Genomic DNA, 23,035 nt, shown 5'->3' with positions numbered 1-23,035 from the left:
CGGATCTGTCGGCAACGTGCCATGAAGCGGCGGGAATTTCTGGTGGCCGGAGGAGCCTTGGGTATGACGGGTTTCTCTGGCCAGTCAATTGCGCAGCCCGCGACCGGCTTCCACGTGCCGGCCGAAGACGCCCGGCATCATCGCACTTTCATGCAATGGCCGGTCAGCCGAACCGTCTATCCCGACCCCGTTTTTCTGGAAATGGTACAGGGGACCATTGCGGAAATCGCAAACACGATCTCTGCTTTTGAACTCGTCACAATGCTCGCCGGATCGGAACATCACGCAGATATCAGCAAACGACTTTCTGCGGCGGTCGAGATCTGGGATGTCCCGACCGAAGATCTGTGGTGCCGGGACGCAGGCCCGATCTTTGCGATCAACGACCGTGGCGCGCTTGCGGTCCAGCAGATCCAGTTCAATGGGTGGGGAGGAAAACAGGTTCACGCACATGATGCGAAAATTGCCGGCAGAGTGGCCGAAAGGCTGGGTCTGCCCCTGTTGCCGACCGGGCTGATCGGCGAAGCCGGTGGCGTCGAGCAGGATGGGCATGGGACGCTAATGGCGCATGAAAGCTCGTGGGTGAATGACAACCGCAATCCCGTCCTCACCCGGGACGAGATCGAAGCCCGGTTGTTGGCGGCCTATGGGGCCAAACGCATGATCTGGTCCGAAGGTGTCTGGGGCGAAGATATCACCGACTATCACATTGACAGTTTGGCCCGCTTTACCGGCCCCGGTCGCGGCATCATCAACCTGCCGGATGAGCCGGACAAATATGACCCTTTCAACATGGCCGCGTTGGACACCCATGATCGTCTCATTGCCGCGGGCATCGACATGGACGTGATACCCGAGCCGCATATCCGCCGGGTCGAAAACCTGGATTTCGTGGCCTCTTATGCCAATTACTACGTCTGCAATGGCGGTGTGATTGCGGCCCGGTTCGGAGACTCGGAAACAGACAGGATCGCGTCGGAAACGCTTGCAAAACACCACCCCGGGCGTGAAGTCGTGACGCTTGACGTGGATGTGCTGGGAGAGCTGGGTGGCGGCATCCATTGCGCTACACAACAGATGCCCGGTTTTTAAATGTCGTGAAGAAACAGGCTATTCAGCCGCTTCAGCCGCCGCATCCAGTTCTGCCGCCTTTTTCTCGACCTCTTCCACGATGTGATCGATCATCTGGTCGTTCGACATTTTGTGGCTGGCTTTGCCGGCCAGATAGACCATGCCGGACCCTGCACCGCCGCCGGTGAAACCAACATCGGTCATCAGCGCTTCGCCCGGGCCGTTGACCACGCAGCCGATGATCGACAGGGACATCGGCGTCTTGATGTGTTCAAGGCGATGTTCCAGCGCCTCGACGGTTTTGATGACATCAAAACCCTGTCGCGCGCAGGATGGGCACGAGATGATATTGACACCCCGATGACGCAGGCCAAGGGATTTAAGGATTTCAAACCCGACCTTGACCTCCTCCACCGGGTCAGCAGACAGGCTGACGCGGATCGTGTCGCCGATCCCCATCCACAGCAGGTTGCCTAGCCCGATGGCCGATTTGATCGTGCCGCTGACCAGCCCTCCGGCCTCGGTAATGCCCAGATGGATGGGGGCATCCGTCGCCTCGGCAATGCCCTGATAAGCCGCGGCCGACAGGAACACGTCGCTGGCCTTTACGCTGATCTTGAACTCGTGAAAATCATTGTCCTGAAGGATGCGGATATGTTCCAGCCCGCTTTCGACCATCGCTTCGGGGCACGGCTCGCCATATTTCTCAAGCAGGTGCTTTTCCAGGCTGCCCGCGTTCACGCCGATGCGGATCGAGCAGTTGTGGTCGCGCGCCGCCTGGATGACTTCTTTTACACGGGTTTCGTCTCCGATATTGCCGGGATTGATGCGCAGACAGGCAGCGCCTGCTTCGGCGGCCTCGATCCCGCGCCGATAGTGGAAATGGATGTCCGCAACGATGGGCACCGGGCTTTCGCGCACGATCTCTTTCAATGCCTTGGACGACGCCTCATCAGGAACCGAAACGCGAACGATGTCAGCGCCAGCCTCAGCCGCCGCCTGTACCTGCGCCACGGTCGCCGCCACATCGGTGGTCAGCGTGTTGGTCATGGTTTGAACGGCAATGGGTGCATCGCCACCGACGGGGACGTTGCCGACCATGATTTGACGGGATTTACGACGATAGATGTCGCGCCATGGGCGCACGTGATTGAGGGACATAAGGACGGATCCGCGTCTGCCTGAGTTGCGACTGTAGATAGTTCGGCAACAGGGTTATCGCAATGGCTAGATCACTCGGCGGGCGTTTCTGTCGCCTCGGTTTGCAGTTCCGCCACCAGTTGCTTGAGCGCACTGTTCTGTTCCGCCTCCAGATCGGCGACGGCATAGGCCTCGGACACGGCGTCTTTCGACAGAACGACACCCTTGGCGACCGTTCCCGGAGCACCCGCCGGGCCGTAATGTTCACCGTTCATCGCGAAATATACCGATCCCGACGCGCCCGCACGCAATGTCGGCGGTTCTTCCGTCAGGGGCACTTCGAATACACTGCCTTGCTCGACGGTTCCCAGTGTACCTTCGAAAATGACGCTGCCATCCGCAGCCGTCACGCGCATCCATGCCGGATCAACCGCCACGATCTTTAGCGTGGTATCGATCTGTTCGACCACTTGCGGCAGGGCCGGTTTTTCGACCGTGTGCAGTTCAGCCACTTCGAACTGCGGCAATTCGGGCGGGCGGAAGGTTCCAACCTCGCGCGGATCAAGCGTTGAGATCGGAGCATCCCGCGCAACCAGCACCGGAACATCCAGCGCCTGCGGACGATAGAGACGGTCCAATGCTTCGGCGCTTGCCACTTCCGCAACATGATCTGACACGTTGCTGCGCGCCGCATCCAGCGGATCCAGATCAGACAGAACCACCGGTGCCTGTTCAACCGGGCTGACCTGAACTTGCTGAATCTTGTTCAAAACAGACCAACCGCCATAGCCGATGCCACCGATCACCGCGATCAAAACCAGCGACGAGCCGATTGCGCGAGGTTCAATCTGGCTGACCAGAGACTCCTTGCCCGGAATATAGGGCGTATTGGGCGAAATGAACGGATCCCGCCCCATCGGGCCGCGCGCAGGCAGAGCCCCCGAAGGTTTCCGCACCACCGAGGCCTCTGCGGACATGCCATGCGCAACCTCAAATCCGCTTTCCTTGCAGAAAGACGCGAAGGTCTCATCAGGGTTCATCCCCAGATAGCGCGCATAGGAACGCACATACCCGGCGATAAAGCCGGGTGTATCAAACGCATCGGGGTCGGCGTTTTCAATTGCAGCGATATAGTTGGCTTTGATCCGCAGCTCGCGCTGAACATCCAGAAGAGATTTGCCCATCGTTGCGCGTTCACCACGCATCTTGTCGCCTAGGCGAACTTCGTAGTCGTCAAACCCCTTTGGTCTGACATCTACGTCCTCTTCGGATTCGCGCTGAGATCTGCGCCCAATCATCCCTGCTGCCCCATTCTGCCTGTCGCGTATTTCGCGTAAGTGGCGAATCATCCCCAGAATGATTCGTCTACTCGTTTTGTTAGCGTAAGCTTAACACGCGGCAAACTCGTTGCACACTTTGGCGTTAGGTTATCCGGCAAGTTCGGCGCGATTTAGCGCACAATGTGACCAAAGTTCGTCCATCGCCTGCACCAGACGGTTCATTTCGTCGGGTCCATGCACCGGAGACGGGGTAAAACGCAGACGCTCGGTTCCGCGCGGGACGGTCGGGAAATTGATCGGTTGCACGTAAATGCCATAATCGTCCAGCAGCATATCGCTGAGCTTCTTGGTGTGCACCGGATTGCCGACGATCACAGGCACGATATGGCTGCCGTGGTCGATCAGCGGAAGGCCCATTCCCTTCAGCCGCAGCTTGAGGATCTTCGCCTGAGTCTGGTGCTGCTCGCGCAGCTCAGACGCGGTTTTCAGGTGCGCAACGGATGCAGCAGCTCCTGCGGCAACTGCCGGCGGCAACGATGTCGTAAAGATAAAGCCCGGCGCATAAGACCGCACGGCATCGCACATCTTTGCGCTGGCGGCGATATAGCCCCCCATGACGCCATAGGCCTTGGCCAGAGTGCCATTAATGATGTCGATCCGATGTGCCAGCCGGTCACGCTCGGTCACGCCGCCACCGCGCGGGCCATACATGCCCACCGCGTGCACTTCGTCGATATAGGTCAGCGCGCCGAATTCATCTGCCAGATCGCAGATTTCTTCGATCGGACCAAAATCACCGTCCATCGAATAGACAGATTCAAAGGCGATCAGCTTGGGTGCGGCGGGATCGTCCGCCTCAAGCAATTCGCGCAGATGCGCCACGTCGTTATGACGGAAGATGCGCTTGGCCCCGCCGTTTCGGCGCACCCCTTCTATCATCGAAGCATGGTTCAGCGCGTCAGAATAGATGATCAGCCCCGGAAACAGCTTGGGCAGCGTGCTGAGCGTGGCGTCGTTGGCGATATACGCGCTGGTGAACAAAAGCGCGGCTTCCTTGCCATGCAGATCTGCCAGCTCGGCCTCGAGCCGTTTGTGATAGACCGTTGTCCCCGAGATGTTGCGCGTACCGCCCGACCCGGCACCTGCGGCTTCGACCGCCTCGTGCATTGCGTTCAGAACAACAGGGTGCTGGCCCATGCCCAGATAGTCATTGCCGCACCATACGGTGATGTTCTGCTGCGAGCCGTCCGGGCGCGTGCGCACCGCGTGCGGAAAATGACCGTTGCGACGTTCGATATCGATAAAGGTCCGGTAACGTCCTTCGTCATGCAGCCTGGCAATCGCTGAATCGAGCTGAGCAGTATAGTCCAACGGACCCTCCTTGAATGCCCGTTTCCGGTTTCCCTTGGGCAATTAGTCTGCCACATCCCACAGCTTAACCTGTATCAGCAGCTTTGTGTTACTTTATTCAGCTGGTTACAGCCGAACAGGTGAACCCAACTTTGATTTGCATCAAATATAAGTTTGCAATGCTCACGGCAAGTAGAGTTCCGGCTATCGGACGCGTGGAAACGACGCAGCCCGCGCAACGTCATTCGCGGGCTCGTGATTGCATGAACAATTCAGATCAACCGCTCTGGACGGCGCTGTCAACGCTGCTAGGGTTCGCCCGAACACTGACAAGCAGGAGATCCCCATGTCGCTAGACACCGTGCTGAACCGGATTGACGAAGATCTGCAAACCTCGATCGACCGCCTGATGGAGCTGCTGCGCATCCCTTCGATCTCAACCGATCCCGCGTACAAGGCCGACGTCAGCCGTGCAGCCGACTGGCTGGTTGCCGACCTCAACAGTATCGGAATTGCAGCAGAAAAACGGGAAACTCCGGGGCACCCGATGGTCGTAGGACATGTGGGCGAGGACTCGGATGCACCCCATATCCTGTTTTATGGCCATTATGATGTGCAACCTGTCGATCCGTTGAACCTTTGGACGCGCGACCCGTTCGACCCCGCCATCGAAGATACCGAGCACGGCCCCGTTATCCGCGGGCGCGGCGCATCGGACGACAAAGGTCAGTTGATGACATTCGTCGAAGCCTGCCGCGCCTGGAAAGCGGTGCACGGATCCCTGCCCTGCCGCATCACCTTCTTCTTTGAAGGCGAAGAGGAATCCGGCTCACCCTCTCTGGTCCCCTTCCTCGAAGAAAACGCGGCCGAACTCAAAGCGGATCTGGCGCTGGTTTGCGATACATCCATGGTATCGCGAGGTGTTCCGTCGATTGCCGCGCAGCTGCGCGGCATGCTGAAGGACGAGTTCACCATCATCGGGCCCCGCATCGATCTGCACTCCGGCCATTACGGTGGCCCGGGGCTGAACCCGCTGCGCGAGCTGTCGAAAATCGTTGCCTCATTCTATGATGACGAAACCGGACGTGTCGCGGTCGATGGTTTCTATGAAGGCGTTCATGAAGTGCCCCAGGACCAGCTGCGCCAGTGGCAGAATTGCGGCTTCGACGAAGCGGATTATCTGAATTCTGTCGGCTATACCCAGCCGCACGGCGAAAAAGCCTATTCGACGCTCGAACAACAATGGGCGCGCCCGACACTTGAGGTGAACGGGCTGTGGGGCGGATACAATGGCGCAGGCTCGAAAACCGTTATCCCTTCGGAAGCGCATTGTAAAATCACGTGCCGACTGGTCGGCGACATGGACCCCGACGCGCTGCGCAGCAATATCCGCAAACATGTCGAGGATCGCCTGTCCCCGGATGCAAAAGTTGTCTGGGACAACGATCTGGAAGGTTCGCCCGCTTCGGTCATGAATATCGATCGCCCGGAATTCGAAGCCGCGCGCAAAGCACTGTCGGACGAGTGGGACCGCGAAGCGGTGTTTACCGGCATGGGCGGCTCGATCCCCGTCGTCGGGTATTTCAATACCGTTCTGGGGCTGGATTCGATGCTGGTCGGCTATGCCAACGAGGATGACGCCATCCATTCGCCGAATGAGAAATACGACGTCAAAAGCTTCCACAAGGGTATCCGTTCTTGGGCCCGCATTCTGGATGCTTTGAACCAGTAACGGATTTCAGCGAGGCTCTGCCTCGCGCTCCGGGATATTTGCCGCCAGATGAATAAAGGATCCCTTGTTCATCTGGCCCAAAATATCCCGGGGGAGCCGCGCGCAGCAAGGCGGGGGCAGAGCCCCCTGCCCGACCGCAACACGCGTATGACGTTACATATGGATCACGCGACCATACGCATCCAACACGCTTTCATGCATCATTTCTGACAGAGTCGGGTGCGGGAAGACCGTGTTCATCAGGTCTTCTTCGGTGGTCTCCAGCTGCCGCCCAACCACATAGCCCTGAATCAGTTCCGTGACTTCCGCGCCAATCATATGGGCCCCCAGCAATTCGCCTGTCTTGGCGTCGAACACGGTTTTGATCAGACCTTCCGGTTCGCCCAGAGCAATGGCCTTACCGTTGCCGATGAAGGGGAAGCGACCGACTTTGATGTCGTAACCCAGCTCTTTGGCCTTGGCTTCGGTATATCCCACCGAGGCCACCTGCGGCTGACAATAGGTACATCCGGCGATGCTTTCGGGCTTGACCGGATGCGCATGCTGGCCCGCGATCAGATCGGCAACCATGACACCTTCGTGGCTGGCTTTATGTGCAAGCCAAGGCGCGCCCGCGATGTCACCGATCGCGTAAAGGCCATCGACGCCGGTGCGGCAATATTCATCCGTCACCACATGCGTGCGGTCGATCTTGACGCCCAGTGCCTCGAGCCCGAGGTTTTCGACATTCCCAACAATCCCGACAGCCGAGATAACGGTGTCGAACTCGTGCTTTTCAACCTTGCCCTTGACCTCGATATGAGCGGTGACCTTGCCCTTGCCGCGATCCAACTGCTTGACCATGGCTTTTTCCATGATGGTCATGCCTTGCTTGATGAAGGCTTTCTTGGCCAAGGCACTGATTTCCGCATCCTCCACGGGCAACACGCGGTCCATCACCTCGACCACCGTCGTGTCGGCCCCCAGCGTGTTGTAGAAACTTGCAAATTCGATGCCGATCGCGCCCGAGCCGATGACCAGCAGTTTCTTTGGCATCCGGGGCGGTTGCAGCGCGTGCTTGTACGTCCAGACCAGATCGCCGTCAGCCTCGAGACCGGGCAGTTCGCGGGCCCGTGCGCCGGTTGCAAGAATGATGTTCTTGGCCGTCAGTTCTTCGGTGCCCTTGTCGGTCTTGACGCTGACTTTGCCTTTTGCGGGGATTGTTGCCTCACCCATCACCACGGCGACTTTGTTCTTTTTCAGCAGATGGCCGATGCCGCCCGAAAGCTGCCCGGCAACACCACGGGACCTCTTGACGACCGCGTCCAGATCGTAACCGATCTTGTCGGCCTTCAATCCGAAATCCTTGGCGCGTTCCATCAGATGGAACACTTCGGAGGACCGCAGCAATGCCTTGGTGGGAATGCACCCCCAGTTCAGGCAGATGCCACCAAGGTGCTCGCGCTCGACCACGACGGTTTTCAGACCAAGCTGGGCCGCACGGATGGCGGCGACATAGCCACCGGGGCCAGCCCCGATTACGATCAGATCATAGGATTGTGCAGCCATGTGTTCCTCTCGGCGCAGGTGGTGAAAATTTAGTTTACCATTAAACTATTTCCAGAAACGCATCAACACGCCTTCCCGCGACAAATGAGACGCAAGGTAAACCATGCCTGAATGTGCGGATTTCAGCCTATACCCCGGCCCGCGCTATGGCTAGAACGGAACTGCCGACGCCGCTCGGACATTCGTGAAGACATTGAATTCAAGGGGTTTACCATGGCCAAAACACTGAAAGATCTGGCGCTTGCTCTGCTTAACGCAACTTTGATACTTGTGGCGCTTTGCTTGTTTTTAGGCTGGAAGCTGGCATCGAAAGTCGAAAGCGTCTCGGCAGAATTCTCAACGGCCGTACAGGTTCTTGCCCCTTTTCGGGATGAGGCGAAGGGCATTCGGGGCGAACTTTCCGCGTTGCGTGACGATTTGGCGACGCTGATGAAGGAAAATCAGGTTACGGACAGTCAAACCGCTCAAAATATCCAGGCAACATTGCGCCGCCTGAACGCGGTTGAACAAAAGCTGCAATCTGCGCAGGAGCGATTCACAGAACTTGCAGAGACACCAGAGGTTCTGATCGCCCAAGCCATACAGACCGGAGCAGACATCGCATCCGAACGCGTCCTGGCGTTCAAAGGATGTGAGCCGGGATCCTGAAGCGCCCCGCGCGAACAACCGAGGCGCACAACATGTATCTGCGATCTCAGGCCATCGCTTGCAGTTGTCGTACGGTGCTGCCATAGCCGCCCATGTCGACGTAAGCCACTTCATGGGGGGTTGAGCTGCGCGACAGTGCTTTGTTCCGGTAAGGGAAACGACCGAACTTGCGGATCACTTCACGATGCGCACGGGCGTGCAGCAGATTGCTTGTATCGCCGCTTAGGTTCTGACAGATCAGACGCACGCAGCGTTCCTGATCACACAGATTTTCCGAATGCATCATCGGCAGGTAAAAGAACTGCCGGGCCGGTTCATCGATCTTCTTGTCCCAACCTCTGTCCACCGCGCATTTGGCAGCCGCCAGGGCCGCTCGGTCCGTCGCGAAAGCACGCGCTTGCCCGCGGAACATGTTGCGTGGAAATTGGTCCGTCAAAATTATGTAAGCCAGTGACCCGCTGGGATAGGTCAGCCAGAGCGAAAACTTGCCCTCGGCCGCAGCCTCCCACGTTGATTGAAAACGTGCGCGGATTTCTGAATCCAGCGCTTCATCCTCACTGTACCAGCCCTTTGGACCCACCTCATCTAACCAAAAACTCAATACTTCTTCAGGCGTTACCATTGCCTTAAACTCCGTCTTGTGCCCGTAGTCTGGACGTAACGTCATTTAAGGCCGTTTTGCAGAACTGTTACAGTAACATATTGCAACACTTGCGACATAATCCTGTGTCCTAGGCATCTTCCTGCTCAGCCTGTTCGGCCTCGGCGGCTTCGATGGCGACTTCCTGTGCCACTTCAAACGCAACTGGCGAAGCTGTTGGATACAGCGTCGACATTGTGCCGGTTTCGTCCACGGGTATCGATGCCCGCTGCGTCGTCCGATACAGGGCGTAAAGTGCCATTGCGAGTAACAGTGCCGCAATAAAGAGAAAAAAGCCCGGTGGCCCGAATACGGCATCCCCCATCAGCCATCCGGTGATCACCGGCCCGGCAATCGCGCCCAGACCGTTGATGAATACCAGCCCACCGGATGCGGCCGCCATATCCTCGTGATCCAGAAAGTCATTCGCATGCGCAATCAGCAAGGAGTAAAGCGGGTTGGACATACCGCCGATCAGGAAAGCCGAAGCAAGCAGAATTGGAAACGATCCGCCCATCATCATAGCGATCGTTGCGCCACCGGCACCGGCGAGCGCCACAAGCAAGATCAGAAAGCGGCGATCCATACGATCAGAAAACCAGCCCAAAGGGTATTGCAAGACCACCGCACCAACATAAAATGCTGCAACGAAGGTCGAAATTTCAACTAGCGACAACCCTGCCCGGGCGCCATACACCGCCGCCATGCCGAACTGCGCCGAAAACACGCCCCCCAGAAGAAACATGCCCACGCAGCCCAGAGGCGAGGTTTCCAGTAGTTTCTTCAGGGTCATCGGTTTGGTGGTATCAAAGGCCGGTGTGGGCGAGATTGACAGCAAAATCGGTGCGAAGGACACTGAAACCAGGATCGAGGCGATCACAAAGGTCTCGTAACCGGCCGGGTCACCAACAAGAACAAGCGCCTGCGCACTGATGATCCCCGTCATCTGGACGATCATATAGAGCGACAGCGCCTGCCCGCGATTTTCGTTGCTGGCCGCATTGTTGAGCCAGCTTTCGGCGGTGACATAGACGCCCGAAAAACAGAACCCGATCACCACCCGGCCCAGAATCCATGCGATCGGGTTTGTCAGCATGGGATACATAATCATCACGGCTGAAATGAACGACGCAAGGGCCGCAAAGACCCGCACGTGGCCAACACGCCGGATCATCTCGGGCGCAAGGCGTGAGCCGCCCAGAAAGCCCAGGAAATAAGCCGACATGACAAAAGACATCTCGAAGGTCGAAAAGCCTTCGATCTCACCCCGCACACCCAGAATCGTGCCCTGAAGGCCGTTTCCGACCATCAGCAACCCCATGCCGAGCAGCAGCGCCCATGCGCTGGAAAGGACCTGAATCATTGGGGCCTCCGACTAATGCCAACCTGTTTTTAATGTCGTTCTGCGATCAAAGACCGCCTGCGTCGCGCTTGTCTACGACATTCCCGATCCGTGATACTGTTTCCGCGCCTCTCAAGGGAACAAAAGCGACGCGTCGCCATAGGAAAAGAACCGGTATTTCCGGGCGATGGCATGCGCGTAGACATCGCGCATCCGATCCTGTCCCATCAGTGCCGAAACCAGCATGAGCAACGTGGATTTCGGCAGATGAAAATTGGTCATCAATGCGTCAGTGACATGGAATTCAAAACCGGGATAGATGAAGATATCCGTTTCGCCTTCCCAGGGTTCAATCTTTCCTGACCTTGCCGCACTTTCGATCAGGCGCAAAGCCGTTGTCCCTACCGGGATCACCCGCCCGCCGGCGACCTTGGTTGCCTGTATCTCGGCGGCGGCGCCAGGGCTTACCTGCCCCCATTCAGCATGCATCTTGTGTGTTGTGACATCCTCAACCTTGACCGGAAGAAAAGTCCCTGCCCCCACATGAAGCGTCACATGCGTGAAGCTTACCCCCCGTTTTGCCAGCGCCCGCATCAGCGCCTCATCGAAATGCAACGATGCGGTCGGGGCGGCCACGGCGCCTGAATGATTTGCCCAGATGGTCTGATAGTCCGTCTTGTCCCGTTCATCAGCCGGACGTTTGGCTGCGATGTAGGGCGGCAAAGGCATTGCTCCGGCCTGATCCAGCGCCGCGTCGAAATCCTCGCCGCTGAGATTGAAGCGCAGATGCGCCTGGCCATCCGCAACCCTGTCCAGCGTGGCGCTGAGATCGTCCGAGAAGACAATCTCTTCCCCAAGCTTCACCTTCTTGAGCGGCTTGATCAACGCAGACCACGTGCCATCGGCCTGTGGATCCAGCAAAGTGGCCTCGATCCCTGCGGAAACCGGCCCCTGCGCGCTGTCTCGGTGACGCCGGCCGTTCAGTCGCGCCGGAATAACCCGTGTGTCATTCAACACCAGCCGGTCGCCGGGCCGCAGGAAATCGGGCAGGTCGAAAACATGGTTGTCCGTGATTGCATCCCCCTGCGCCACAAGCAGACGTGCAGAGGAACGCGGGCTGGCCGGCCGCGTGGCGATCAGGTCTTCGGGCAGATGGAAATCAAAATCGCTGAGTTTCATGCCCGCGCCTTACAACCCTGCATCAGATTCGGCCATATCCTGTCATCGGTCACTTGGGGATGAGCCGAATGTGCGTTTGGGTTCATCCGGCTTCTGCGGCACTGCGTTCGGACCATCCTGAACTTTGGGGGCCGGGGCGCGCATCAGGTCGCGCAGGAACAGAGGTGCGAGACCGGACAACGGATTTACCGACACTTTGGGCGAGGCAAGCGGGCCGGTCAGAGTGTAGTTGAAGCCAAAAACGCCTTCACCCTTGCGCGTAAACACGCTGCCAACTGCGTTGAGCAGGTATATGGGCGAGATCGCACCGCGCAGGTTCAGCAATCCGTTCACCGTGTCGATGGTGCCATCAAAAGACAGGCCCATCGACGGGCCGACGGCACTGCCGCTGAGCACTTTGATGTCTGTGGGGGTGACACGCATCCGGCTGTCGATTGCCGCAAAAAAGATACCCTGCCCCGCCATTTCATCCAACAGGCCCACAAGGCTGATGGCATTCAGCAAGGCCGCCATGGCCGGGGCGTCGGTGATCCGTGTGTTGGTGATTCTCAGTATCACGTCATAGCTGCCGGCTGCGGCCACAGGTTCGAACTTGAGGGTCATTTCTCCGCCCCGCGCCTGTGTCAGTACTCCGGCCGATCGCAGCACGGACCCCGCATCTTGCGACGTCAGGTCAACGGCACTTCGGTTCCCTCTGGGGCTGACCTGCCCCCTGACCGGCGCGCCACCATTGACCTGCGCGGTGAAGTTCCCTTGTATTCCGCCGGTCGTCTGAAAGGCACCCAGGAACCCGGTCAGCGCGACGGTTTCCGTAACCTGAAGGCGATCCAGCGTCACGTCCAGTTTCGGCCCGGCACCGCCCGCGCCGCCCGATCCGCCGCTTTCGCCGAAATTCGCGCGGCCCATATCAAGGACGCCGCCAAGCACACGGATATCCGGCATGGCGTTTCCGCGCCCGATCAGCTCTGCCGGGACCGCCAGCCAATCGCCCAGGTCAAAAGAGGTGAAGCGAACCCGGTCATATTCGCCGTTTTCACGAAACGTGATGGAGGCTGTTGTACGCAAACCCGCTGCATTTATGCGCAGGCTATCCACCTTCAACTGCGACCCCAAAGTCGCTTCGGCCGTCAGAGAGCCGGTCGAATTGGCCCCCTTTCTCCAACCAAGTTCGGGTATGGCTAGCGCGACACCCTTCAAATCGGACGTGACGGACAATTTCGGGGCAACCCCGGCGCCGAGCCCCAACGTGATATCTGCAATCCCTTTGCCGGTCAGCATCCCCGGAGGCAGACCGGCGCCGATCTCATCCATCAATCGCGGCGACAGCTCGATCTGACCGGTCAGGGTGCTTCGCTGTTCAGACTTGCCGTCTATCGGCTGCCGCCAGAGCGCCGTCAGCGGTACGTCCCCGAACTGCCCCTGCCCCTGAATCTGAACGCCGGACTGATCACCAGAAAGGGCCAGAAGATCAGCACTGATGTCAAATCCGGGCACCAAGCGGTCACTGAACAGGTTGGCCAACCTTCCGTCGAAATGGAACTCGGTCTCGTCAAACTTGAGACCCTTTTTCAAGGGCAGGGAAAGGGTTCCCGCAAGCGACACCGTTCCTTTTGCCACATCAACGGGTAACCCCGTCTTGCTGAGCAATTCCAGCGGAGGCCGGTCCAACAAAGACAACGCGGCCGTCACGCTGCCTTTGGCCTGAATGCGCGCAATCGCCGGCGCGGATTTCTTGATATCCGTATCGGGTATGATGAAGGACGTCCCCGACGCATCAACAGCACCGCCGTCATCCGCAATCACAACGCCCTGCTGCGCAGTGACGGTAAAGCGTTGATTGAGCAAGCTGGCCTGACCCTGAGCGTTTTCGATCGGCGGCAGGGTTTTGACAAATCGGACCTTCGCCTTTTCAAACCCGAAATCCAGATAGAGATCGGGTTTGGATCCGGGCAGCAGGCGCAGGGCAAAATCCATATCCGACAGAACCCCTTCGTACAGGTTTTCGGTCACCCACTCTCGCGGTTTCGGGGCCAGACGTTCGGGCCAGTAACTGAGCACCTTGTCTGAGGTCATCTGATCCAAATGGGCATCCAGCTTGACGGCCCAGCCATCCGGCCGCCCGGTCAGGACACCAAAGGCACGCACCGTGTGACCCGGATCTTCTATGGTCATCTGACCCAGATTCAGCTGGAACGGATTGAGGGCCATCTTGAAATCCAGGCTGGCCCGCGAAAGCTGAATAGGCTGCGGGAACAGGTTTGCCGGGTTTACGTTGATACCGGACAGCCGCAACTGTGCAGACAGGCTGTCCAGCACGCCATCTTCCACACCTTCCAGAAACGCCTTTCCGTCAGCCTGTACTTTACCCCAGGCCGAGACCACCGAAACTTCGTTGAAATTCAGGATCTGGCCTTCGGGATCATAGGTGAAATAGGTGCGCGCTGCTTCGAAAGGAACCGGGCGTGTTTCCGGGTTTGGCTGCACCGCCCCCGCCCCCAGATTCAGCGTGGCGTACAAGGTTCCTATCGCGCCGTTTTCATCGACACCACCGCGCAAGGCACCCGAGATCGGGGCCCGCAGAACCTGCAACCAGGCAAGTGCGGGCGTTTGGCCCGCGATGTCCTCGGCCGGAAGATCGGTGACCGAGATTCCGAAATGTGCGGCAGGTGTGCCCAGAACGCTTGTATAATTGGCCTCGATGGCACTGACATAGTCACGCCCCGCCAGAACCGAAAACCCGGTTGCCAAGCGCACTTCGTTGCCGGCTCGGTTGGCTTGAATATGCCCACCGTCCAGAATCCAGGACCGCTCCTGCCGAAGATCTCGATAATCCAGTGTGATCGCATCAAGCTCGACCGAGGTCAGCGCCGACAGGGCCGGAGACAGGAAGACCTGATCCGAAGCCTCGATAAGCTGTGCCAGGTTCGGGGCCTCCTGCACCGGTGCGCTGCCGGACCCGACCGTAAGGCTCAGCGCCCCGTCCTTGTCTCGGGTCACGGCGACCTGCGCACCCCTTAGAATTATCCTTTTGGGACGAACGTGCCCCCGCAACAAGGGGCGCATCGCCAGACTGGCGCGCATGTCGGACACCTGCGCAATTTGCCGACCCTCAGCGTCGCTGATGGCCACATCGGTCAGACGCAGACGGGGTCGCCATCCCTCGTGAATGATGAAACTCACGTCGCCAAACCGGATTTGCAGCCCGCCCAATGCCTGTTCAAGCCGCGCCTCGACCCTGTCCCGCAGCCAGACGGGTGCGTGCATTCTTTGCCCGACAACCATGAAACCGGTGAACAGCGCCAGCAACACCAGCACGAAAGTGCCGCGCATGGCCCACAGACCAGCGGCCCGACGGCGAGACCGACGGCGCGCGGGCTTATCCGGCTGTGCTCCGTCACCGTCTTCGTGCTGCTTCAAATTGCTATCCACGCCTTCCAACCCGCACGCGTTGCCCTATGATATTAGGCAGCCTTTAAAAACCTTTAGCGGAGTTTCCAATGCCCGACGTTTCAGACATCGCCCCTGACTTCACTTTGCCGCGCGACGGCGGCGGCGAGGTGACGCTTTCGGCGTTGCGCGGTAGCACCGTGGTTCTGTTTTTCTACCCCCGCGATGATACGCCGGGCTGCACCAAGGAATCCATCGGTTTCTCGGAACAACTTCAGGCCTTTGCCGATGCGGGCGCACAAGTTTTCGGCATCTCGCGCGACAGCGTCGCCAAACATGACAAATTCGTCGCCAAGCATGGGCTGACCACACCGCTGTTGTCGGATGAGAGCTCGACCGTCTGTGAAGACTACGGCGTGTGGGTCGAAAAAAACATGTACGGGCGCAAATCGATGGGGATCGAGCGTTCGACTTTTGTCATCGACCCCGAAGGCAAAATTGCCCGCGTTTGGCGCAAGGTCAAAGTTCCCGGCCACGTGGACGAGGTGCTGGAAGCCGTGCGCGCGCTGTAACGTCCTCGACCACGGTCGCCATCCGGTTTAAGAGCCACAGGACCAACCAGGCGGAGAATAATGGTGTCCAAATCGCTGACTCAGATGGCGACCGAAGTGCTTGCAACGGCGGAAGGTCGGGAAAAGACCGCCTTGTCCAAACAGCACGCCGCAGCGTGGTTTGCCTCGCGCAAGGGCGACGCCCCCCCGATCGAGATCGGTACGGCATCTCCCCCATTGCGACCCGCGCGCCCGGAACGGCCCGAACTCCTGTCTCCGCGCGAGGTGCCAAAGCGCAAACCGGGCACCGAGGCGGGCCGCATCGCCCTTTTGCACGCCGTGGCGCATATCGAACTGAACGCCGTCGATCTGCATTGGGATATCATTGCCCGCTTTGGCCATGTGCCGATGCCGATCGGGTTTTATGACGATTGGGTAAAATGCGCCGAAGAGGAATCGCGCCATTTCGAGATGGTCTGCGATTGCCTGGAACAGATGGGCAGCCATTATGGCGCCTTGCCCGCCCATGCGGGCATGTGGCGCGCGGCCGAAGACACCGCAGACGACCTGATGGGACGCCTTGCGGTCGTGCCGATGGTGCTCGAAGCGCGTGGTCTGGATGTGACCCCCGGCATGATCGAGATTTTTCGCAAGGCCAAGTCTGAACAGGCCATCGCGGCGCTTGAGGTGATCTATGCCGAAGAAGTCGGCCATGTCGCTTATGGGTCCAAGTGGTTTCACTTCCTGTGCGGCCGTGAAAACACGGACCCCAAGGATGTGTTTCACGCATTGGTACGCCGGTATTTCCACGGCGTCCTCAAACCACCCTTCAACGAGGAAAAACGGGCCGAGGCCGGGTTGCCGCCCGATTTCTACTGGCCGCTGACCGAAGACCTGCCCACGCCCGGCGGAATCCCAAACTGACGCCTCAAGATTGTTTTCGGCAATTTCCCGCCGATCTTTGGGGGGATTTCTACGCAGTTGGCGCCGGACTGATCAACAAACTTGCCCGAACGCTGCCTGCCCTTTATGCAGTCGGCCCAAGGAGCGGCCGGCACCCACAACCGGTCCCGATCTTGGGGATGAGAGGTAGGACGCGTGCGAACACGTCTGGCAATAAAAATACACTCCGCATTTGAACGGTACTTTCCGGAACGCCGGGTTTTTCTGAAGTCTGACAAAGATACACGTTTTATCCGTCTCAGCTCGGAAACGCAGGTGGTCGCGGTGGCCGGTGTTGCCGTCATGGTCGGATGGACCGCGGTAGCAACTGCCATTCTGCTGATGGACAGCATCGGTTCGGGCAACTTCCGGGAACAGGCGAGACGCGACCAGGCAACCTATCAGGAACGATTGAATGTCCTGTCCGCAGAACGCGACGCCCGTGCGCAGGAAGCGCTCGCCGCTCAGGATCGTTTCAACGCCGCGCTGGAACAGATATCCGCCATGCAGTCCGAACTGCTGGCTTCGGAAAACCGCCGTCGCGAACTTGAGACGGGGATCGAAGTCATTCAGACCACGCTGCGCACCACCATGAAACAGCGGGAAGATGCGCGGAAGGAACTGGCGGCGCTGAAGCAGGAAAACAGCAAGGCTGACATGTACGTAACGGCCTCCAGCGCGCCGGTACAGATGGCCTTCATGACGGGTGCTCTGGCGCGCACGGCCGAGGAACGCGATCAGATCGCCGCCGACGCCCGAGAGGCACTGGACCAGCGCGATGATCTTGAGCTGGAAATCCGCCTTATGCAGGAACGCAGCGACGAGATTTTCCGACAGCTGGAAGAGGCCATGGTGATCTCGGTCGAGCCGCTGGACAAGATGTTCCGTCAGGCGGGAATGCCAACAGACCGCATCATCGAAGAGGTCCGGCGCGGATATAGCGGTATGGGCGGTCCGCTGACCCCTTTATCCCTTAGCACGCGCGGTGAGGTGGACGAGGTGTCCGCCGAGGAAGCCCGCGCGAACACATTGCTGAAACAGATGGATCAGCTGAACCTTTACCGACTTGCTGCGGAAAAGGCCCCCTTTGCCAATCCTGTACATTCGGCCGTGCGTTTTACCAGCGGCTATGGCAGCCGGCGCGACCCCAAAACCGGTGGTCGCCGGATGCATAACGGGGTCGATTTTGCCGGGCCGCAAGGCACGGATATCTTTGCGACCGCAGACGGCGTCGTTACCCACGCAGGCTGGCAATCCGGTTTCGGACGGCTTGTGAAAATCAAGCACGCATTCGGAATTGAGACACTTTACGCTCATAACACCAAGATCAACGTGAAGGTTGGTCAAAGGGTCTCGCGCGGGGATCATATTGCTGATATGGGTAGCACCGGACGGTCGACCGGCACGCATCTGCACTATGAGGTGCGCGTGAACGGAAAACCCGTAAACCCAATGACTTACATCAAGGCTGCGAGAAATGTTTTCTAAAAGCAAAATCAACGAGCCCGCATCCAAGGCACCCGAGGCGGCCAAACCAGCCGCTCCGGCGACCCCAGCGGCCCCTGCACCGACCGAGTCGAAACCTGCCACTGCACCCAAGCCCAAACCGCCTGCGTCGGTTTTGTCTTCGGATCTGCACATCACTGGCAATATCAAAACCTCTGGTGACATACAGGTGGAAGGCACAGTCGAAGGCGACATCCGCGCTCACCTTCTGACCATTGGTGAGTCGGCAACGATCAAAGGTGAAGTCACCGCAGATGACGTCGTGATCAACGGACGTATCGTGGGTCGCGTACGTGGTCTCAAGGTGCGTCTGACATCGACCGCACGTGTCGAAGGCGACATCATCCACAAGACCATCGCCATCGAAAGCGGAGCGCATTTCGAAGGATCCGTACAACGGCAGGACGATCCGCTGAATCCGGGCCGCAGCGCCAAAGCCGGATCGAACCCGGCAGCAGACGTCAAGCAGTAATTCGACCCATCAGGTCAGATCGGAAACGTCGCGGGGAGACCCGAGGCGTTTCTTTTTTGCACCGCAGCCTGAATCCGGGAAACCTGTTTTGATCCCGCCGGGATCACGTTAGGGTCGGGCCATGTTGATTTTTCTGACACTTGCTGCGGTGATCGCCGCAGGTCTGGCCTTTTACTTCTGGTCCAAACGACAGGCGCGCCACGTCCTGTTGGCCGCGCCGTTGACTGACAAGCAAAGGCAGCTTGTCGACGCTCAGGTCCCGATCTTGCGGAAACTGCCGCAAGGCCTGCGCGCAAAGCTGGAGGGCAAGATCAACCTGTTCCTGGATCAGGTTGAATTCATCGGGTGTGACGGTCTGGACGTTTCCGAAGACATGCAACTGTCCATCGCCGCGCAAGCCTGTCTGCTGGTTGTGAATACCGATCTCTGGTATGACAATCTGACCACCATCCTGATCTATCCCAGCGCATTCAAATCCAGACAGAGCCGGCACAGCGGCTATGTCGTCACCGAGAGGGAAATCGTGCGCACAGGGGAAAGCTGGAACCGCGGCCCGGTGATCCTGTCCTGGGCGCATAGCCAGCGCGGGGCCATGAACGATCATGACGGCCAAAACGTTGTGTTTCACGAATTTGCACACCAGATCGACGATCTGACAGGGTCGGCCAACGGAGTGCCCGTACTTAGCGACGACCAAAGCTTTTCAGAATGGGAATCCGCATTCCTGACAGCCTATGACGCGCATGTACGCGCCGTTGAATCCGGGCAGCCAACCGTAATCGACCCTTATGGCGCGGAAGGGCACGAGGAGTTTTTCGCCGTTTCGGTTGAAGTGTTCTTTGAGCGGCCAAAGGCCCTGCGCAGGTCGGACCCGGAGGTTTACAAGCAACTGTCCAAGCTGTTTCACCTGGATCCTTCTCAATGGCACTAAGGCTTTGCGACCCCTGGTGCGCGGGTGCCGGGAAAATTCCCCGTTCGGCTCAATTTAACAAAAGTTAATTTATGAATTACACTTAAGCTCATTGCATTGTGGAGGAAATTTCATGTCATCAAAACTACTGGCCGAGTTCTTCGGCACCTTCTGGCTGGTTCTCGGAGGTTGCGGCAGTGCCGTATTGGCAGCGGGCGTTGCAGATGTCGGCATTGGGTGGCTTGGCGTTTCCTTCGCCTTCGGCCTGACGGTTCTGACAATGGCTTACACGGTTGGCCATATCTCGGGCGGGCACTTCAATCCGGCGGTCAGCCTTGGTCTGATGATCGGCGGGCGGTTTCCGGCAAAGGATCTGCTGCCCTACTGGATCGCTCAGGTCATCGGCGCCATAGCCGCCGCAGTGGTTCTGTATCTGATCGTCAGCGGTGCGCCCGACTTCGCCGGCGTCGGGGGATTTGCGTCCAACGGATATGGTGAGGCCTCACCCGGCGGATACTCTCTGATGTCCGCTCTGGTGATCGAGATCGTGATGACCGCTTTCTTCATCCTGATCATCCTGGGTGCAACCTCGGACAAGGCGCCGGCCGGTTTCGCCCCCATCGCAATTGGTCTGGCCTTGACCCTGATCCACCTGGTGTCAATTCCGGTCACCAACACTTCGGTCAACCCGGCCCGGTCCACAGGCGTCGCCCTGTTTGCCGACGGCCCTGCCCTGTCACAGCTGTGGCTGTTCTGGGTGGCCCCGCTGATCGGCGGCGCAATCGGTGCAGTCATCTGGAAAGCGATGTCACAAGACGATTGAGTTTCGTTCAATCGACCGTAAGAAACAGCCCGGCGCTTTTTGGAACGCCGGGCTGTTTCGGTTCATTCGGTGACGGTGACTTTTTTCATCATGTCGGGCTGTCCCGTAACCGCTCCGGTCTGGGAATGCCCCCGTTTGATCGCATCCACAACGTCCATACCATCGGTCACCTGACCGACCACGGTGTATTGGCCATCCAGAAACGGGCCGGGTTCGAACATGATAAAGAACTGCGAATTGGCCGAATCCGGGTTCTGCGATCGGGCCATGCCGACCACGCCACGATCAAAGGTCAGATCAGAAAACTCAGCCGGCAGATCCGGGCGGTCTGACCCGCCACGCCCGGCATACCGCATGTCAAAGCCGTTCGCGGTGGAATTGCCGTATTGAACATCGCCGGTCTGGGCCATGAAACCTTCGATCACGCGGTGGAACACCACACCATCGTACGTGCCGTCCGCAGCCAATGCCGTGATCTGTTCCACGTGCTTCGGCGCGACATCTTCGAACAGATCGATGGAGATCGTGCCATTGGCCCCTTCCCCTTCGACCTCGATCTGCAAACCGCTGGCCAGCGCCGGGCTTGCCAGCAGGGCAAAGGCGGCGGCAAGCTTATACATCTGCGGCCACCTTGACGCTGATCATGCGGTCGGGGTTCGCAGGCGGCTCACCACGTACGATTGCGTCCACATGCTCCATGCCTTCGATGACGCGGCCATAAACGGTGTACTGACCGTTCAGGAAGTGGTTGTCCTTGAAGTTGATGAAGAACTGAGAGTTGGCCGAATCCGGGTTCTGCGACCGGGCCGCGCCCAGCGTACCGCGATCATGGGGCAGCTTGGAAAACTCTGCCGGCACGTTCGGCAGCGACGAACCGCCGGTCCCCGCCATACGCAGGTTGAACCCATCTTCCATGTCGCCGTGCTGCACGTCACCGGTTTGGGCCATGAAGCCGTCGATCACTCGGTGAAAGGCCACGTTGTCGTATTCTCCGCTGCGGGCCAGTTCTTTCATCCGCGCGCTGTGCAAAGGCGCCACATCCGGCAGCAGCTCGATGACGACATTGCCGTCTTTCAGCTCGATGATGATCGTGTTTTCGGGATCCTTGATCTCGGCCATGAGGCCCTCCTGTCGTTTATCTTGCGCAAATACCTATGACGCACGCGTACGAATGCCAAGTGACGCATTGACCTGAGGGCAAATTGCAGGAAAAGAACCGCCTAAATCATTTGCCAATGACAAGGATCGCACAATGGGCTGGAAAACACTGGACGATATGGACCTGAACGGCAAACGCGTGCTGGTGCGTGTGGATATCAACGTGCCCGTGGTTGACGGTGTTGTGACCGACGCCACCCGCATTCAAAGGATCGTCCCCTCGGTGCGCGATATTCTGGCCGCTGGTGGAAAACCGATCCTTCTGGCTCATTTTGGCCGTCCCGGTGGCGAACGGCGTGAAAGCCTGTCGCTGAAACAACTGGTCCCGACATTGGAAAGCGCTTTTGGCGCAAAGGTGCTGTTTGCTGCCGATTGCGTCGGGGCCGAGGCGGAACTGGCCGCCGGTGCCTTGCAGCCCGGCCAGGTGCTGTTGCTCGAGAACACGCGTTTTCACGCGGAGGAAACCAAGAACGATGCCGATCTGGCCGCAGGTATGGCCAGGCTGGGTGACGTGTACTGCAACGACGCGTTTTCAGCGGCGCATCGGGCCCACAGCTCGACCGAGGCCATCGCGCGCCTGCTGCCTGCCTGTGCGGGCCGTTTGATGCAGGCCGAGTTGCAGGCACTGGAAAGCGCGTTGGGCGCGCCCAAACGCCCGGTAACAGCGGTTGTGGGCGGGGCCAAGGTCTCGACCAAGCTGGAACTGCTGGGCAATCTGATCGACAAGGTCGATTATCTGGTGATCGGTGGCGGCATGGCCAATACGTTCCTCGTCGCGCAAGGTGTCAGTGTCGGAAAATCGCTGGCCGAAACTGCGATGAAAGACACCGCTGCCGAAATTCTGGCCAAGGCCGAAAGCACCGGCTGCCAGATCGTTCTGCCACGTGACGTCGTGGTTGCCAAAAAGTTTGAAGCCAATGCCCCTCATCAGGTTTTGCCCGCGGATCAATGCCCCGAGGATGGCATGATCCTGGATGCTGGCCCCGAAAGCGTGGCCGCGATCATCGAGATATTCGACAAAAGCAAAACCCTGATCTGGAACGGACCGCTGGGCGCATTCGAACTGGAACCGTTCGACGCCGCCACCAATGCCGCCGCCTTGAAGGCGGCCGCGCTCAGCCGTTCGGGCCAGCTGATCTCGGTCGCCGGAGGTGGAGACACGGTTGCTGCCCTGAACGCCTCGGGTGCCGCCAAGGACTTCACCTATATCTCAACCGCGGGTGGCGCGTTTCTGGAATGGATGGAAGGCAAAACGCTGCCCGGTGTCGCAGCGCTGGATCAGTAAGCACTGCTTGCCGCCTTTGATCGCCTGACATGGTCCATGGTATTATCCCCTTTTGAACGGGGGATATTACC

General features: G+C 58.8%; 20 protein-coding genes. 10 read left to right on the top strand and 10 right to left on the bottom strand.

The window, feature by feature from the left end; all coding sequences use genetic code 11:
- The first annotated feature begins 21 nt into the window (after positions 1–21).
- The gene (locus tag GS605_RS03565; RefSeq protein ID WP_171723082.1) at positions 22–1,092 is read left to right on the top strand and encodes an agmatine deiminase family protein; all 1,071 of its coding nucleotides are present in this window, start codon (positions 22–24) and stop codon (positions 1,090–1,092) included.
- 18 nt (positions 1,093–1,110) lie between these two features.
- Here GS605_RS03565 and ispG read toward each other — a convergent pair whose 3' ends face one another.
- The 3 genes from ispG to hemA form a co-directional block, all read right to left on the bottom strand.
- Entirely contained in the window at positions 1,111–2,232 is a 1,122-nt protein-coding gene (gene ispG / locus GS605_RS03560; protein WP_171723081.1) for a flavodoxin-dependent (E)-4-hydroxy-3-methylbut-2-enyl-diphosphate synthase, read from the bottom strand.
- Between the two features lie 71 nt (positions 2,233–2,303).
- Positions 2,304–3,509 (bottom strand): helix-turn-helix domain-containing protein, encoded by a 1,206-nt coding sequence (locus GS605_RS03555; protein ID WP_171723080.1) that lies wholly within the window; start codon positions 3,507–3,509, stop codon positions 2,304–2,306.
- Positions 3,510–3,638: 129 nt separating this feature from the next.
- A complete protein-coding gene (gene hemA / locus GS605_RS03550; RefSeq protein ID WP_152458284.1) occupies positions 3,639–4,862 on the bottom strand; it encodes a 5-aminolevulinate synthase in 1,224 nt (407 codons plus the stop codon).
- A 325-nt stretch (positions 4,863–5,187) separates the two neighbouring features.
- Here hemA and GS605_RS03545 point away from each other — a divergent pair, with 325 nt between their 5' ends.
- Entirely contained in the window at positions 5,188–6,573 is a 1,386-nt protein-coding gene (locus tag GS605_RS03545; protein WP_171723079.1) for a dipeptidase, read from the top strand.
- A 153-nt stretch (positions 6,574–6,726) separates the two neighbouring features.
- Here the strand turns inward: GS605_RS03545 and lpdA are convergent, their stop codons facing one another.
- On the bottom strand, positions 6,727–8,121 hold the full coding sequence (gene lpdA / locus GS605_RS03540) for a dihydrolipoyl dehydrogenase (RefSeq protein WP_171723078.1): 1,395 nt from the start codon (positions 8,119–8,121) through the stop codon (positions 6,727–6,729).
- Positions 8,122–8,334: 213 nt separating this feature from the next.
- On the opposite strand from lpdA, the gene GS605_RS03535 reads away from it, so the two are divergent.
- Positions 8,335–8,769, top strand: a complete 435-nt coding sequence (locus GS605_RS03535; protein WP_171631746.1) for a hypothetical protein — start codon at positions 8,335–8,337, stop codon at positions 8,767–8,769.
- Between the two features lie 46 nt (positions 8,770–8,815).
- Here GS605_RS03535 and GS605_RS03530 read toward each other — a convergent pair whose 3' ends face one another.
- The 4 genes from GS605_RS03530 to GS605_RS03515 form a co-directional block, all read right to left on the bottom strand.
- Positions 8,816–9,391 carry a DUF924 family protein gene (locus GS605_RS03530; RefSeq protein ID WP_171631742.1) on the bottom strand — a complete coding sequence of 192 codons (576 nt, stop codon included), beginning with the start codon at positions 9,389–9,391 and terminating at the stop codon, positions 8,816–8,818.
- A gap of 109 nt (positions 9,392–9,500) precedes the next feature.
- Positions 9,501–10,772 carry an MFS transporter gene (locus GS605_RS03525; RefSeq protein ID WP_171631739.1) on the bottom strand — a complete coding sequence of 424 codons (1,272 nt, stop codon included), beginning with the start codon at positions 10,770–10,772 and terminating at the stop codon, positions 9,501–9,503.
- A gap of 111 nt (positions 10,773–10,883) precedes the next feature.
- Positions 10,884–11,930, bottom strand: coding sequence for a tRNA preQ1(34) S-adenosylmethionine ribosyltransferase-isomerase QueA (gene queA, locus GS605_RS03520; protein ID WP_171723077.1), 1,047 nt, complete (start codon positions 11,928–11,930; stop codon positions 10,884–10,886).
- A 42-nt stretch (positions 11,931–11,972) separates the two neighbouring features.
- A complete protein-coding gene (locus GS605_RS03515) occupies positions 11,973–15,347 on the bottom strand; it encodes a DUF3971 domain-containing protein (RefSeq protein WP_253283235.1) in 3,375 nt (1,124 codons plus the stop codon).
- An 80-nt stretch (positions 15,348–15,427) separates the two neighbouring features.
- On the opposite strand from GS605_RS03515, the gene GS605_RS03510 reads away from it, so the two are divergent.
- The 6 genes from GS605_RS03510 (at position 15,428) to aqpZ (ending at position 20,521) form a co-directional block, all read left to right on the top strand.
- The gene (locus tag GS605_RS03510) at positions 15,428–15,889 is read left to right on the top strand and encodes a peroxiredoxin (protein ID WP_171723075.1); all 462 of its coding nucleotides are present in this window, start codon (positions 15,428–15,430) and stop codon (positions 15,887–15,889) included.
- A 60-nt stretch (positions 15,890–15,949) separates the two neighbouring features.
- Positions 15,950–16,792, top strand: a complete 843-nt coding sequence (locus GS605_RS03505; protein ID WP_171723074.1) for a ferritin-like domain-containing protein — start codon at positions 15,950–15,952, stop codon at positions 16,790–16,792.
- Positions 16,793–16,966: 174 nt separating this feature from the next.
- Positions 16,967–18,298 carry a DUF5930 domain-containing protein gene (locus tag GS605_RS03500; protein WP_171723073.1) on the top strand — a complete coding sequence of 444 codons (1,332 nt, stop codon included), beginning with the start codon at positions 16,967–16,969 and terminating at the stop codon, positions 18,296–18,298.
- The gene (locus GS605_RS03495) at positions 18,288–18,788 is read left to right on the top strand and encodes a polymer-forming cytoskeletal protein (RefSeq protein ID WP_117868644.1); all 501 of its coding nucleotides are present in this window, start codon (positions 18,288–18,290) and stop codon (positions 18,786–18,788) included. Before GS605_RS03500 ends, GS605_RS03495 begins: the two co-directional genes overlap by 11 nt.
- 121 nt (positions 18,789–18,909) lie before the next feature.
- Positions 18,910–19,719: a zinc-dependent peptidase gene (locus tag GS605_RS03490; protein WP_171723072.1), complete on the top strand. Its 810-nt coding sequence runs from the start codon at positions 18,910–18,912 to the stop codon at positions 19,717–19,719.
- A 112-nt stretch (positions 19,720–19,831) separates the two neighbouring features.
- Entirely contained in the window at positions 19,832–20,521 is a 690-nt protein-coding gene (gene aqpZ, locus GS605_RS03485) for an aquaporin Z (protein WP_171167669.1), read from the top strand.
- Between the two features lie 62 nt (positions 20,522–20,583).
- Here aqpZ and GS605_RS03480 read toward each other — a convergent pair whose 3' ends face one another.
- Entirely contained in the window at positions 20,584–21,141 is a 558-nt protein-coding gene (locus GS605_RS03480; protein WP_171723071.1) for a peptidylprolyl isomerase, read from the bottom strand.
- Positions 21,134–21,640 (bottom strand): peptidylprolyl isomerase, encoded by a 507-nt coding sequence (locus GS605_RS03475; RefSeq protein ID WP_152458298.1) that lies wholly within the window; start codon positions 21,638–21,640, stop codon positions 21,134–21,136. The genes GS605_RS03480 and GS605_RS03475 overlap by 8 nt, the downstream gene beginning before the upstream one ends.
- A gap of 133 nt (positions 21,641–21,773) precedes the next feature.
- Between GS605_RS03475 and pgk the strand changes: the two genes are divergently transcribed.
- Complete coding sequence (gene pgk, locus GS605_RS03470; RefSeq protein WP_171723070.1) at positions 21,774–22,964, top strand: phosphoglycerate kinase; 1,191 nt, start codon at positions 21,774–21,776, stop codon at positions 22,962–22,964.
- Positions 22,965–23,035 lie beyond the last annotated feature (71 nt).

The sequence above is a fragment of the Ruegeria sp. HKCCD7559 genome, assembly GCF_013110575.1.
Classification (GTDB): Bacteria; Pseudomonadota; Alphaproteobacteria; order Rhodobacterales; family Rhodobacteraceae; genus Ruegeria.
The sequence above is the reverse complement of the archived record's forward strand: the minus strand, read 5'-3'. Positions and strand labels throughout refer to the sequence as shown.